This window comes from Collinsella sp. LCP21S3_D3 (assembly GCF_052118305.1).
GTDB lineage: Bacteria > Actinomycetota > Coriobacteriia > Coriobacteriales > Coriobacteriaceae > Collinsella.
Genome location: NZ_JBQKHK010000072.1, coordinates 1 through 319, shown reverse-complemented (window position 1 = coordinate 319; position 319 = coordinate 1). Strand labels below are relative to the sequence as shown.

1 protein-coding gene is annotated in these 319 nt (G+C 69.6%); it reads left to right on the top strand.

Annotated features, from left to right (window positions below):
* Positions 1–319, top strand: a 319-nt coding sequence (locus ACTQ1S_RS09420) for a transposase (RefSeq protein ID WP_441547577.1), incomplete at both ends; no start/stop codon positions are given.

Here is a 319-nt window from a genome sequence, read left to right as displayed (position 1 = left end):
GGTCGTTCGGAAGCGAGGTGCTGCTATCCATGGACGGCAAGCAGACCAGGTACACATACGAGCAGAAGGTCGCCGCCGCCTCGGCCGTGGTCGACGGCGGCATGGGCAAGCAGGACGCCATGGAGGCGTTCGGGGTCATGTCCCTGGCGCCGCTCAAGAGATGGTGCGCGCTCTACCGCGAGGGCGGCGCCGAGGCGCTCAGGCCCAGGCCCAGGGGCAGGCCGAAGGGGTCCGGCCCCAAGTCGCGCGGGCGCACCCGCGAGCAGGAGCTCGAGGAGCGCTGCCGAAGGCTCGAGACCGAGGTGGCCTACCTAAAAAA